This window comes from Micromonospora sp. NPDC050980 (genome assembly GCF_040653835.1).
In the GTDB taxonomy this organism is placed as follows: Bacteria; Actinomycetota; Actinomycetes; order Mycobacteriales; family Micromonosporaceae; genus Micromonospora.
In genome coordinates this window covers 62,655-75,340 of sequence record NZ_JBFAGS010000010.1, presented here as the reverse complement: position 1 = coordinate 75,340, position 12,686 = coordinate 62,655, and the positions used below count along the sequence as shown (strand labels likewise).

Annotated in this window: 13 protein-coding genes; 6 read left to right on the top strand and 7 right to left on the bottom strand. The window is 73.6% G+C overall.

Going from position 1 to position 12,686, the window contains the following annotated elements:
* Nucleotides 1-21 precede the first annotated feature (21 nt).
* The 5 genes from AB0H28_RS17195 to AB0H28_RS17175 all read left to right on the top strand — a co-directional run bounded on the left by AB0H28_RS17195 (nucleotide 22) and on the right by AB0H28_RS17175 (nucleotide 4,428).
* Nucleotides 22-1,983: a penicillin-binding transpeptidase domain-containing protein gene (locus AB0H28_RS17195; RefSeq protein ID WP_358040473.1), complete on the top strand. Its 1,962-nt coding sequence runs from the start codon at nucleotides 22-24 to the stop codon at nucleotides 1,981-1,983.
* Between the two features lie 147 nt (nucleotides 1,984-2,130).
* A complete protein-coding gene (locus AB0H28_RS17190; RefSeq protein ID WP_358040470.1) occupies nucleotides 2,131-2,523 on the top strand; it encodes a tetratricopeptide repeat protein in 393 nt (130 codons plus the stop codon).
* A gap of 140 nt (nucleotides 2,524-2,663) precedes the next feature.
* The gene (locus tag AB0H28_RS17185; RefSeq protein WP_358040467.1) at nucleotides 2,664-2,873 is read left to right on the top strand and encodes a hypothetical protein; all 210 of its coding nucleotides are present in this window, start codon (nucleotides 2,664-2,666) and stop codon (nucleotides 2,871-2,873) included.
* Nucleotides 2,870-3,655 carry a PhzF family phenazine biosynthesis protein gene (locus AB0H28_RS17180; protein ID WP_358040464.1) on the top strand — a complete coding sequence of 262 codons (786 nt, stop codon included), beginning with the start codon at nucleotides 2,870-2,872 and terminating at the stop codon, nucleotides 3,653-3,655. Before AB0H28_RS17185 ends, AB0H28_RS17180 begins: the two co-directional genes overlap by 4 nt.
* Before the next feature lie 74 nt (nucleotides 3,656-3,729).
* Complete coding sequence (locus AB0H28_RS17175) at nucleotides 3,730-4,428, top strand: 2OG-Fe(II) oxygenase (RefSeq protein ID WP_358040461.1); 699 nt, start codon at nucleotides 3,730-3,732, stop codon at nucleotides 4,426-4,428.
* Between the two features lie 13 nt (nucleotides 4,429-4,441).
* Here the strand turns inward: AB0H28_RS17175 and AB0H28_RS17170 are convergent, their stop codons facing one another.
* The 4 genes from AB0H28_RS17170 to AB0H28_RS17155 all read right to left on the bottom strand — a co-directional run bounded on the left by AB0H28_RS17170 (nucleotide 4,442) and on the right by AB0H28_RS17155 (nucleotide 8,731).
* On the bottom strand, nucleotides 4,442-5,650 hold the full coding sequence (locus tag AB0H28_RS17170; protein WP_358040458.1) for an arginase family protein: 1,209 nt from the start codon (nucleotides 5,648-5,650) through the stop codon (nucleotides 4,442-4,444).
* A gap of 64 nt (nucleotides 5,651-5,714) precedes the next feature.
* A complete protein-coding gene (locus AB0H28_RS17165) occupies nucleotides 5,715-6,632 on the bottom strand; it encodes a tetratricopeptide repeat protein (protein ID WP_358040455.1) in 918 nt (305 codons plus the stop codon).
* A 74-nt stretch (nucleotides 6,633-6,706) separates the two neighbouring features.
* On the bottom strand, nucleotides 6,707-8,395 hold the full coding sequence (locus tag AB0H28_RS17160) for a methylmalonyl-CoA mutase family protein (protein WP_358040452.1): 1,689 nt from the start codon (nucleotides 8,393-8,395) through the stop codon (nucleotides 6,707-6,709).
* A 72-nt stretch (nucleotides 8,396-8,467) separates the two neighbouring features.
* Nucleotides 8,468-8,731, bottom strand: a complete 264-nt coding sequence (locus AB0H28_RS17155; RefSeq protein WP_358040853.1) for a hypothetical protein — start codon at nucleotides 8,729-8,731, stop codon at nucleotides 8,468-8,470.
* Nucleotides 8,732-8,989: 258 nt separating this feature from the next.
* Between AB0H28_RS17155 and AB0H28_RS17150 the strand changes: the two genes are divergently transcribed.
* Nucleotides 8,990-9,406 carry a winged helix-turn-helix domain-containing protein gene (locus tag AB0H28_RS17150; RefSeq protein ID WP_358040449.1) on the top strand — a complete coding sequence of 139 codons (417 nt, stop codon included), beginning with the start codon at nucleotides 8,990-8,992 and terminating at the stop codon, nucleotides 9,404-9,406.
* A 534-nt stretch (nucleotides 9,407-9,940) separates the two neighbouring features.
* Here AB0H28_RS17150 and AB0H28_RS17145 read toward each other — a convergent pair.
* The 3 genes from AB0H28_RS17145 to AB0H28_RS17135 all read right to left on the bottom strand — a co-directional run bounded on the left by AB0H28_RS17145 (nucleotide 9,941) and on the right by AB0H28_RS17135 (nucleotide 12,627).
* The gene (locus tag AB0H28_RS17145) at nucleotides 9,941-10,354 is read right to left on the bottom strand and encodes an Asp23/Gls24 family envelope stress response protein (RefSeq protein WP_358040445.1); all 414 of its coding nucleotides are present in this window, start codon (nucleotides 10,352-10,354) and stop codon (nucleotides 9,941-9,943) included.
* A gap of 84 nt (nucleotides 10,355-10,438) precedes the next feature.
* Nucleotides 10,439-11,431: a methylmalonyl Co-A mutase-associated GTPase MeaB gene (meaB, locus tag AB0H28_RS17140; protein WP_358040442.1), complete on the bottom strand. Its 993-nt coding sequence runs from the start codon at nucleotides 11,429-11,431 to the stop codon at nucleotides 10,439-10,441.
* Nucleotides 11,428-12,627, bottom strand: a complete 1,200-nt coding sequence (locus AB0H28_RS17135) for an acetyl-CoA C-acetyltransferase (protein WP_358040439.1) — start codon at nucleotides 12,625-12,627, stop codon at nucleotides 11,428-11,430. The genes meaB and AB0H28_RS17135 overlap by 4 nt, the downstream gene beginning before the upstream one ends.
* Nucleotides 12,628-12,686 lie beyond the last annotated feature (59 nt).

The following is a 12,686-nucleotide window of genomic DNA, read 5'->3' as shown; positions in this document are numbered from 1 at the left end:
ATGCACCGGAGGGACCCGTTCATGCCCATGTCGTACCCGCTTCGCCCCCGCCGTCAATCCCGTCGGCGGCTGATCGCGGCGCTCACCGCCGTGCTGCTGACCGCCGGCGCGGTGACCGGGTGCTCGGGCGAGGACGGGCCGGAGCGGACCGTCGACGCCTTCCTGCGCGGTTGGCGTTCGGGTGACCTGCAAGCGGTCGGTTTCACCGAGCCGACCGGCGGGCGGGTGCCGGCCGCCGAGGTGACGAAGCGGCTCCGGGCGCTCTCCGGTGAGCTGGCCGCCACCCCGCCGGAGCTGGCGCGCACCGGCGAGGTCAAGGTCGCCGGTGACATCGCCACCGCCCGGGTGCGGGTGACCTGGCCGCTGCCCGGCGGCGCCCGCTGGGCCTACGAGAACCCGGTCCGGTTGCGGGGCGGCGGCGACGAGTGGCAGGTGATCTGGGAGCCGAGCCTGGTGCACGAGAAGCTGGAGGCCGACGACCGTCTCGCCCTGCGCCGGGAGGTGGCGACCCGGGCCGGGGTCCTGGACGCCGCCGGCGACCCGATCGTCGCGCCCCGCCCGGTGGTCCGGGTGCAGGTGGCGCCGGCGGAGGTCACCGACGCTCCGGGCCTGGCGCGACGGCTCGACGCCGCGTTCCGGGCGATCCGGCCCGCGCTCGACCCGCCGGTCGACCTCAGCGACCTGCCCGAGCGTCTGAGGAAGGCGGACCCGGGCGCACTCGTCGAGGTGGTGACGCTGCGCGACGAGGCATACCGGCAGATCAAACCGCGCATCTACGATCTGCCCGGCACCCGGTTCCCCACCGACCGGCTCATGCTCGCCCCGACCCGGGAGTTCGCCCGGGCGCTGCTCGGCTCGGTCGACCCGGCCCAGGCCGACGATCTCCAGGCCCACCCCGACCGGTACGCCCGGGGTGATCTGGTCGGCCACGGCGGCCTCCAGGGCCGCTACGACGAACGGCTGCGTGGCACCCCGGGAGTCACCGTGATCACCGAGCGGCCAGCCGCCGAAGGCGCCACCGAGCCCACCGGGATCGAGTTGTTCCGCAGCGACCCGAAGGCCGGGCAGCCGGTGCGGACCACGCTGGACGTGGCCACCCAGAACGCCGCCGACGCGGCCTTGCGGGGTGAGAAGCGGCGCGCCGCACTGGTCGCCGTGCGGGTCGGGGACGGCGCGGTGCTGGCGGCGGCGAACGCCCCCGGGGCGGCCGGCGAGAACCTCGCCTTCACCGCCCAGGTGCCGCCGGGCTCGACGTTCAAGATGGTGAGCGCGCTCGCCCTGCTCGACCGGGGCGCGGTGACCCCGCAGACCACCGTCGACTGCCCGAAGACCGTCGAGGTCGACGGCCGCCGGTTCAAGAACTCGGACGACTTCGAGCTGGGCGCGGTGCCGTTCGCCACCGACTTCGCCACGTCCTGCAACACCGCCTTCGCCGCGCTGGCTGCGAAGCTCGGCCCGGACGGGCTCGCCCGGGCCGGCCGTACGCTCGGGCTGGAGGCCGACTGGGATCTCGGCGTGGATGTGTTCACCGGCAAGGTCTCCGCGAACGGCGGGCTGACCGAGCAGGCCGCCGCCGCGATCGGCCAGGGCACCACGGTGGTCAGCCCGCTGGCGATGGCCGGTGCCACCGCCGCAGTGGCCCGGGGCCGTTTCGAGCAGCCCGAGCTGCTGCTCGACCCGGCGCCGGCGAAGCCCGCGCCGGCCGGCCCGCAGCTCGGGCCGGAGTCCGTGGCGGCCCTGAAGAGCATGATGCGCCAGGTGGTCACCGGGGGCACCGGTGTGGCGCTCGCGGACGTGCCCGGCGCTCCGGTGCACGGCAAGACCGGCACGGCCGAATATGACAACAACCCGGCGCACACCCACGCCTGGTTCGTGGGCTGGCAGGGCGACGTGGCCTTCGCCGTCTTCGTCGAGCAGGGCGGCTCCAGCACGACGAGCGCGGTGCCGATCGCCGAACGTTTCCTGCGCGGCCTGGCCCGCTGAGCGGGCATCGGGGCCATCACGCCGAGTGATCGGCGCGGCCGGGTCACCACGGCCGGTCGATCGTTACCCAGTGTCACCGGAACGGGGCTGTCGTCGACCGGCACCCGGTCCCACCGGCGGGACCGTCACACCCCGCCACCACCGCCCGTGACGCTGCGGAGAAAGCTCGCGATCCGGCTCCGCCACTGGGCGCCGGAGGAGCCGGAGATCCTCCTGGTCCGGCACAGCCTGGCCCGCTGCCTGTTCGACCTGGCCCGGTTCGACGAGGCGGAGGAGCAGCTCCGGGCGGCCCTGACCGGCCTGCGGGCGGACGAGCTGGTCCGGCCCGAGGTGCTGCTGCTGCGGTGGACGCTCGCCCAGGTGCTGATCGCGAGGAGGGACGTCGACGCGGCCCGCGCGGTGCTCACCGATCTGCTCGACGACCGCGAACGGGTGGTCGGTGAACGGCATCCGGACACGATCGCCACCCGCGACACGCTCGCCCGACTGGTCCCGTACGCGCCGCCCCGCCAGCCGGGCCGGGCGAATTACCGGACCTGACAGGTCTTCGGTTAGACGGATTTCCGTCACCCCGGAGGCAATGTCGCCCATCGAACTCGTGGCATCCTCCGAATGGCGGTTGTCCGCGCGACCGCGGCGTACCAGTCTTTGCAGGACGACGCTCGACGCAGGGGGCGCGAATGTCTGTCGACGACCAACCCGTGGCGGAACCGCTCGGCACCCACCGAGGGCACCCGGCGACCCCCTCGTCACCGGCCGACGCGCTCCGGCAGATCGCCCGCGACATGGCCAAGGCGTACGAGGTCGCGCTGGAGGTCGACCCCCAGCTCTACTTCAGCGGCCGGACCCCGACGGTCGTCACCGCACCCGTGCCGGCCGATCGGGCATGAGCGCGAACGGCAGCCGGCTGTTCGTCGTCGACGCGTTCACCGACGAGCCGTTCCGCGGCAATCCGGCGGGCGTCGTCATTCTCGACGACAAGCGGGACGACACGTGGATGCAGTCCGTGGCGAGCGAGATGCGCCATTCGGAGACGGCATTCGCGTTACCCGCGGAGAACGGCTGGTGGCACCTGCGGTGGTTCACCCCGACGGTCGAGGTGGACCTGTGCGGGCACGCCACGCTCGCCACCGCCCACGTGCTCGGTGGGCACACCCGGTTCCGCACCCGCAGCGGCGACCTGACCTGCTCGGTCTCCCCGGAGGGTTGGATCGAGATGGACTTCCCGGCGGACCCGCCCGACCCGATCGACCCGCCCGACGTGCTCCGCGCCGCCCTCGGCGCCGAGGTCACCGCCGTCACGGTCGCCCGCGGCGTCTCCGACCTGCTCGTCGAGGTCGCCGGGCCGGACGACGTCAGGGCCGCCCGACCCGACCTGGCCGCGCTCGCCTCGATCCCGGTCCGCGGGGTCATCCTCACCGCCCACGACCCGTCCCGGGACCGGATCGTCAGCCGGTGCTTCTATCCCGCGGTCGGCGTCCCGGAGGACCCGGTGACCGGCTCCGCCCACTGCACCATCGGGAGTTGGTGGGCGGGGCGGCTGGGCCGCGACGACCTGATCGCCGAGCAACTCTCGCCGCGCGGCGGAACGCTGCGGCTGGGCCGCCGGGGGGACCGGATGCGGCTCGGCGGCCGGGCGGTCACCGTCTGGCACGGCGAGATCTCGGTCTGACCGAGAAGCACGCCGAGGAGCTGAACGCGGTCACGCTGGCCCAACTCGCCGAGGGGACGCTGGATGCCGTCTGGGTGCGAGGCTTCCACCCGCCGCCCGCCTGCCGGGCCGTGCTGCCGCGGCTGGTGGAGGCGTGCGAGCGCTCGCGCTACACGCTGACCGGCGACTTCCAGAGCATCGGCACCTCGATCGGCGAGGCGGCCGAGTCCGCCGCCCACGAGCGGCGCTATCTGGAGACGGCCACCGACACGCTCGCCCTGATCCGGGAGGGGATCTTCGCGGGCCGGCTCTCCCCCCTCGACGAGTTGCGGCTGCGGCTGGACGAGATGTGGCCGGCCGGGGCCACCGTGGCCCGGCACGAGGGCCGGCTGATGCTGCCCGGCATCATCCGTCGCTGGCCGGCCGGCGGACACGCCAACCCGCACATCGACCAGCGCGCGATCCCACTGCTCGCGGCGCACGGTCTGCGCCGCCGGATCGGCACCAACGTCTACCTGGAGGTGCCGCCGCGCGGCAGCGGCGGACAGGTCGACTTCTGGTCGCTGTGGTCGGACGAGGACACCTACGACCGGCAGCGTCGGGCCGACTACGGCCTCGACCGTGAGCAACTCGGCGAGCCGCACTGGTCCTGCGAGCCGGGCCAGGGGGATCTGCTGATGTTCGACGCCGCGCGGGTGCACGGCGTACGCCGGGTGGCCGAGGGCTCGCGGGTGACCGCGGCCTGCTTCGTCGGCGTCCGCGACGCCGACCGGCCGCTCGTGTTGTTCGCCTAGCCTTCCCCGACGCTCAGGCGGTCTCGTCGCCGGCCGGGGACGGCGGCACGCCCGCGTCGGGCACCGCGACGCGGCGGAGCAGCCCGGGGCCGACCGGCGGCCGGGAGTCCTCCGCGCCGGGCTCCGCCGACCATGACTCCTCGGCCGCCGCCATGCCGTCGGCCGGTCCGGCCGGGTTAGCCGGGGGACCGATCGGGTCCGCCGCGCCGGCGGGCACGGGCACCGTCGCCGTCGCGCGTTGCGCCCGGCGGCCGTCGCCGGCGCGGGGCGTCGGGGCCGACGGCAGCAGCCGGGGCGGCGAAGCACCAGGGGCGACGACCGGGGCGAGCCCCGCCACCACCGTGTTCACGATCTCCGCCGCGTACGCCCCGTCCGGGTCGTAGTCGGGGTCGAACACGGTCAGCTCGACGCCGAGGCAGTGCGGGGTGTCCACCAGCCCGGCGAGCAGGATCTCCAGCTCGGCGAAGGCGATGCCACCCGGATCGGGCGCGTCGACGGCGGGCATCACCGCCGGGTCGAGCACGTCGACGTCGATGTGCACCCAGTAGCCGGCGCAGTCGACGAGTTGCTCGTGCGCCCACTGGGCGGTGCGGGCCGCCCCCTCGGCGCGCAGCGCCGGCACCGGCCGGGTGGTGATGCCGGCCGCCTGGAGGTCGAGCCGGTACTCGTCCTGCGCGCGGATGCCGAGCACCACCACGTCGATGTCCCGGAAGTAGGGGCGGCGCCCCTCGATCGCCGCCAGGTCGGGTTGCCCCCGGCCGGTGACCAGCGCCAGGTCCTCCCCCGCCGCCGCGCCGACGTAGGACGCGTTGCCGGGGTGCCGGAAGTCGGAGTGCCCGTCCACGAAGACCAGCCCGATCCGCCCGCCGACCGCCTCGCCGAGCCGGTGCATGGCCAGCGCCGAGCCGAGCAGCACCGAACAGTCCCCGCCGAGCACCAGCGGAAACTCGCCCCGGTCGATGATCGCGCCGATCCGGTCGGCCAGGGCCGCCGAGTAGGCGGAGATCTCCGGCGCGTGGCAGACGCCGTCACCGGGCCGCCAGTCGCCGGGATCGTACCGGGGCGGGGTGAGGCAGCCGGCGTCGCGGGCGCGCAGCCGGGCCAGCAGCCCGTGGTCGCGCAGGGCGCCGGGCGCCTTGGCGCAGCCGGGGACGGAGCTGGCCGTGGGCGGGCGCAGGCCGAGGTTCGTCGGCGCGTCGAGGACGGCGATCCGGCGCATCATGGGCTCCCGTCCTCGGTGGTCGGGCGGGCCGGCGGTGCGCCGGCCCGCGCGGGCGTGCGTCGGTTCAGAACAATGCGCTGGCCAGGGCGCGTCGGGCGGACGCCACGGCGGGGTCGTCCGGGCCGGCGATGGTGAACAGACCGATCAGGTGCTGGCGTACCTTGTCCCGTTCCTCGCCGGCGGTCCGGCGCACCACGCCGACCAGCCGCTGGTAGGCCTGCTCGGCCAGGCCGCTGAGCACCTCGATGTCCGCGGCCAGCAACTGGGCGTCCACGTCGTCGGGGGCCGCCGCCGCGGCGTCGAGCGCGCCCTGCGGGTCCGCGCCGGTGACCCGGCGGGCCAGGCCGACCTGCGCCAGGCCGGCCTCCGCCGCCGCGTCGGCCGGGGACTCGGCCAGGATCTTGCGGTATTCCGCCTCGGCCGCGTCGAGGTCGCCGTTCATCAGCGCGTCGTCGGCCGCGTCGAGGCGCGGGTCCTCCGGCTCGGCCACGGTGACCCCGGCGGCCTTGAGCACGGCCTGGAGCCACTTGCGCAGCTCCGACTCGGGCAGCGGGCCCGGAAAGGCGTCGACCGGACGGCCGCCCACGATGGCGTAGGTGGTGGGCACTGCCTGGAGCTGGAACATCTGCGCGAGCCGTGGCTGCTGCTGCACGTCGACCCGGGCCAGCAGCCACGCGCCGGCGCCCTCGGCGGCCAGCCGCTCCAGCACCGGGACGAACTGGTCGCTCTCCGGGTAGCCGGCGGCGCCGAAGAAGACCACGACCGGTGTGCTGAGCGAGCGTTCGAGCACCTCGGACTGGATGTTCGCCTCGGTCACGTCGATCACGGCGGCCGAGCCGGCGGGACTGCCCGGCAGCCCGGCGGGCGGGCCGCCCTGCGACGGTGTGGTGGGAGGGGAATCGGCCGGTGCGGGGGTGCGCAGCGCGCTGAGGTCGACCGCGCCGCGGGTGAAGATCGACGAGGTGATCCGTGGGTCGCTCATGGTTGTCTAGTCTCGCACGTGTCGCCACGAACTCCGCTCCGCCGCAACGGCTACGTTGCGACTCTCACCCCTGCTCAGAAGCGGGCGGGCTCGCGGTAGACGCCCCACTCGGCGCGCAGCGCGTCGCAGATCTCGCCCAGGGTGGCCTCGGCGCGGACCGCGTCCAGCATCGCCGGGATCATGTTCTCCCCGGTCCGGCTGACCTCCGCCATCCGCTTCACGGCGGCGGTGACCGCGGCGTCGTCACGGGCCGACTTGCGCTCGGCCAGCGCCCGGCGCTGCTCCAGCTCCACCTCGTGCGAGATACGCAGGATCTCCAGTTCCTTCGCGACCGTGCCGGTGTGGCAGTTGACGCCGACGATCTTCTTGTCGCCCTTCTCCAGCGCCTGCTGGTAGGCGAACGCCGACTCGGCGATGTGCCCGGTGAACCAGCCGTCCTCGATGCCGCGCAGGATGCCGGAGGTCATCGGGCCGATCTGGTGCGGTCCGTCGCCGCCGAGCTGCTTGATCCGGGCGAAGATCTCCTCCGCCTCGGCCTCGATCCGGTCGGTGAGCGCCTCGACGTACCAGGCGCCGCCGAGCGGGTCGGCCACGTTGGTCACCCCGATCTCCTCCATCAGCACCTGCTGGGTACGCAGGGCGATCTCGGCGGAGGAGTCGGTGGGCAGCGCGAGCGTCTCGTCCAGCGCGTTGGTGTGCAGGGAGTTGGTGCCGCCGAGCACCGCCGCGAGGGCCTCCACCGCGGTGCGGACCACGTTGTTCACCGGCTGCTGGGCGGTCAGCGACACCCCGGCGGTCTGGGTGTGGAACCGCAGCCACTGCGCCTTCTCGCTGGTGGCGCCGTAGACGTCGCGAAGCCAGCGGGCCCAGATCCGGCGGGCGGCGCGGAACTTGGCGATCTCCTCGAAGAAGTCCAGGTGGGAGTCGAAGAAGAAGCTCAGCCCGGGGGCGAAGACGTTGACGTCCAGCCCGCGCGACAGGCCCAGCTCGACGTAGCCGAAACCGTCGGCGAGCGTGTACGCCAGCTCCTGCGCGGCGGTCGAGCCGGCCTCGCGGATGTGGTAGCCGGAGACCGACAGCGGCTTGTAGCGCGGGATCTCGGCGGCGCAGTATTCCATCAGGTCGCCGATCAGGCGCAGGTGCGGCTCGGGGTCGAAGAGCCACTCCTTCTGCGCGATGTACTCCTTGAAGATGTCCGTCTGGAGCGTGCCGTCCAGCGTGGACAGGTCGGCGCCCTGCCGCTCGGCGGCGACCAGGTACATGCAGAAGACCGGCACGGCCGGGCCGGAGATGGTCATCGAGGTGGTGACGCCGGCCAGGTCGATGCCGTCGAAGAGGACCTCCATGTCGGCGGCCGAGTCGACCGCCACGCCGCAGTGGCCGACCTCGCCGAGCGACTGCGGGTCGTCCGAGTCGCGCCCCATCAGCGTCGGCATGTCGAAGGCGACGGAGAGCCCGCCGCCGCCGGCGCCGAGGATCATCCGGTAGCGCTCGTTGGTCTGCCGGGCGTTGCCGAAGCCGGCGAACTGCCGGATGGTCCAGGCCCGCCCGCGATAGCCGGTCGGGTGCAACCCCCGGGTGTACGGGAACTCGCCCGGCCAGCCGATCCGCTCGAAGCCGGGGTACGCGGTCCCCTCCGGCGGGCCGTACACCGGGTCGACCGGCAGGCCGGAGAGCGTGGTGAAGTCCGCGTCGCGCTTGCGGGCGGCGTCGTAGCGGGCCTGCCAGCGGGCCCGGCCGGCGGCGATCTCGTCAGCGTCCATGCGCGGAGCTCCTCCTCGGGTCCTGCGGTCCTGGTCCGGACACCGAGTGTAGAACGCCGGCCTGAACGATCGCTAAGGAGACGCGTACCGACCGGTAACCCGGGAGCAGGGTCCGTCGTGGTCGGCCCGGCGCAGGCAACGCCGCCCGCCGACCATCCGCAGGTCGCAGAAGACCCGATGGCGTACGCCCTGCGCGTCCTCGGCCGACACGGTGGTCCCGCCGGGGTCCGCCGAGGCGAGCACCCCCGACCAGCGGGCCACCACCCGGGCCAGACGCACCGCGCCGGCCAGGTCACCGGCGACGGCGGGCAGATGAATGACGAACCGTTCCCGCATCACGATCGCCCCCCGGTCGAAGGACTGGAAGGGCGGGTCCACCCGTCCGCCCCGCACGGGCGGACCCGCCCGCCCTGCCGCCGCGGCGTCACTCCGCAGCACGGCACCAGGGCAACTCAGTCGGCAACCGCCTCGACTGAGTGACTGTTCCGCCATCACCGACACGGGCCGTGCATCGAAAACTACGGTAGTTGACATATGGCCACAAGGCCCTACGGCCAGAAGTCAAGATACCCACGAGGGCACAAGGCTGAGGGCATGGCCATCGATCCGCGCTCGCACACGCCGGTCTACGTGCAGCTCGCCGACCTACTGCGGGAGCAGATCGAGTCAGGCGAGCTGCCAGCCGGATCAACGCTGGCCAGCGAGGCGCGGCTGTCACAGGAACATCAGATCGGTCGCGACGCCGTGCGCATGGCGATCGCGCTGCTGCGGTCGGAAGGTCTGGTCGACACGAGGCGCGGCCATGGCACCCGGGTCCGGGAAGCGCCGCAACGTCGGCAGGTCGAACTCGGGGCCGGCAGCTCGGTCATCGCCCGGATGCCGACCGGCAACGAACGCCGCACCTTGCAGCTCGACGAGGGCGTGCCGATCCTGGAGGTCCACGGCCCGACGGGCGACGTGGAGCTGCTACCCGGCGACGAGGTGGAGCTGACCCGCCCGCCGAACGCCTGACCCGATCCGGCAGTCCGCTCCGGCGTGCGCGCACAGGTCACGCCCTCCGCCGACGCCGGGGCGAGGTCCACTCCCCCGCCGGCCCGCGCAGGCGGCCGAGCGGCGGCGTGTCTCGGGTGGGTCAGGGCGTATGCCAGCATCCCGGCTCGTCAGGGCAGGGCGGACCCAATCGCGGCGGCGGGCCGGGCGTTTGACGTCCATGCCGTTCCACTCGCGGCGCTCTGGCCGGGTGGGTGGAACGGCATGGACGTTTCCGCGCCCATTTGACGTCCATGCCGTTCCACCCACCGCTCGGGGTGTTCCGGCATCCGTGCGGCACGTACCCGAGTCACGCGATCGGAACGCCACCGGCGACGCCGGTTCGCCGAAGTGGTGGCTTCCCCGACGAGCACTCGTCCGGCATTACGCCGAAGTGGCGGTATCCCGGCCGGCGCGATACCGCCACTTCGGCGTCATCATGTTGATCATCGCCGGGCTGGGGTCGGCGACCCACTTCTGCCATCGAGTTTGCAGGCGACGCGCGCCCACTCGCGGTCAGCGCACAGATGCGCCGGGATCGCCGATCGCCACGTCGTCCACCCGGATGTTGATCTCGTCGACGCGCAGCCCGTACGCCTCGACAGCCGAGGTGACCGCGGACCGCACCGCGTCGGTGACCTGCGGGACGGGGTGACCGCCGTCGATCACGATGACCAGGTTGACCACGGCCGCGCCGTTGGTGACGTGCGCCGAACAGCCGCGCCGGGCGTCGCCGAGCTGGTCCAGCCCGACCCGGTCGAACACGGCGTTGAAGAAACGGGCGACGTCACCGCCCAGCTCGGCCACGCCGGGCACCGACTTCGCGGCGGCCACCGCGATCTTCTCGACCACCTCGTCGGCGACGTGCGTCGTCCCGCCCGCCGTCGCGTCCGGCGTCAACGACAGCTCCTGCGTAGCCTCGTGCTCCACGCCTGCTCCCCATCACCCTCGCCCGACCCGACCCCGGGAGCGTACAAGCCCCACCCCCCGACCGTCGATCATGGAGTCGGGTCGTCAGGTGCCGAGCTGGGCCAACAACTCGTCCGCCGCGGCGTACGGGTCGAGGGCACCCTTGGCGACCTTGGCCGCCAGCTCGGGGAGCTGCGTACCGTCGCGCAGCGAGCCGATCCGGGCGCGCAGCGTGCCGAGCGCGATGGCCTCGATCTCGGCGGCGGCCCGCGCCTCCCGGCGGCGGCGCAACTCGTCGTGCCGCTCCAGCCAGTCGCGGTGCTTGTCGATCGCGGCGGCGATGTCGTCGATGCCCTCGGCCCGGGCGGCGATCGCGCGCACCACCTGCGGGCGCCACTCCCCGGGCCCGCGCTCACCGAGCGCGATCATGCCCTGGATGTCGCGCACGGTGGCGTCGACGCCGTCCCGGTCGGCCTTGTTGACCACGAAGACGTCGGCGATCTCCAGGATGCCGGCCTTGACCGCCTGGATCGCGTCGCCCATGCCCGGGGCGAGCAGCACCAGCGTGGTGTCGGCAAGCGAGGCCACCTCCACCTCGGCCTGCCCGACCCCGACGGTCTCGACCAGCACCACGTCGCAGCCCGCGCCCTCCAGCACGCGCACCGCCTGGGGCGTCGCCGCGGAGAGCCCGCCGAGGTGGCCCCGGCTGGACATGGAACGGATGTAGACCCCGGGATCGGTCGCATGGTCCTGCATCCGGACCCGGTCGCCGAGGATCGCCCCGCCGGTGAACGGGCTGGACGGGTCGATGGCCAGCACGCCGACCCGGTGACCGCGCACCCGCAGCGCGCGGACCAGCTCGTTCGTGGTGGTCGACTTGCCCACGCCCGGCGAGCCGGTCAGGCCGACCACCTGGGCGTGCCCGGCGTAGGGCGCCAGCGCAGCCGCGACCTGCGGCAACGCCTCGTCGCCGGACTCGACCAGGGTGATCAGCCGGGCCACTGCGCGGGGGTCACCCGCGCGGGCCCGCTCGACCAGCAGGGGTACGTCCCGGCTGCGGCGCACCGGGCCGGCACCCGGATCGGTCACGTCACTCACGCGTCGGACTCGCCACCCGACGGCACGTGGATGATCAGCGCGTCGCCCTGGCCGCCGCCGCCGCAGAGCGCCGCCGCGCCGGTGCCGCCGCCCCGCCGCTTCAGCTCCAGCGCGAGCGTGAGCACCAGCCGGGCGCCGGACATGCCGATCGGGTGGCCGAGCGCGATGGCCCCGCCGTTGACGTTGACCTTGTCCGCGTCGATCCCGAGGTCGCGGGTGGACTGGATGCCGACCGCGGCGAACGCCTCGTTGATCTCGATGAGGTCGAGGTCGTCGATGCCCAGGCCGCCCTTGCGCAGGGCGTGGTTGATGGCGTTGGACGGCTGCGAGTGCAGCGAGTTGTCCGGCCCGGCGACGTTGCCGTGCGCGCCGATCTCGGCCAGCCAGGTGAGCCCCAGCTCGGTCGCCTTCGCCTTGCTCATCACGACCACCGCGGCGGCACCGTCGGAGATCGGCGAGGAACTGCCGGCGGTGATGGTCCCGTCCTTGGTGAAGGCGGGGCGCAGCTTGCCCAGCGACTCGGCGGTGGTGTCCGGCCGGATGCCCTCGTCCTCGCTGATCACCAGCGGGTCGCCCTTGCGCTGCGGGATGATCACCGGGGTGATCTCCTCGGCGAAGTGGCCGTTCTTCTGCGCGGCGGCGGCACGCTGGTGGCTGGCCGCGGCGAACGCGTCCTGCTCCTCGCGACCGATGCCGTGCCGCGCGCCGTGCCGCTCGGTGGACTCGCCCATCGAGCAGCAGTCCCAGGCGTCGGTGAGCCCGTCGAGGGCCATGTGGTCCTTGATCGTCACGTCGCCGTACTTGTAACCGGCGCGCTGACCGAGCAGCAGGTGCGGGGCGTTCGTCATCGACTCCATCCCGCCGGCCACCACGACGTCGAACTCGCCGGCCCGGATGAGCTGGTCGGCCAGCGCGATCGCGTCCAGGCCGGAGAGGCAGACCTTGTTGATGGTCAGCGCCGGGGTGGACATCGGGATGCCGGCCTCGACGGCGGCCTGCCGGGCCGGGATCTGCCCGGCGCCGGCCTGGAGCACCTGCCCCATGATCACGTACTGCACCTGGTCGGGTGCCACGCCGGCGCGCTCCAGCGCCGCCTTGATCGCGATGCCGCCGAGCCTGGTTGCCGGGAGGTCCTTGAGGTTGCCCAGCAGGCGCCCCATCGGGGTCCGCGCGCCGCTGACGATCACCGAAGCCATGCCTGCCTCCGAGGGGGGTGCCGACCTGTACGCCTTAACGATTGTTCGGTCAGACTAGC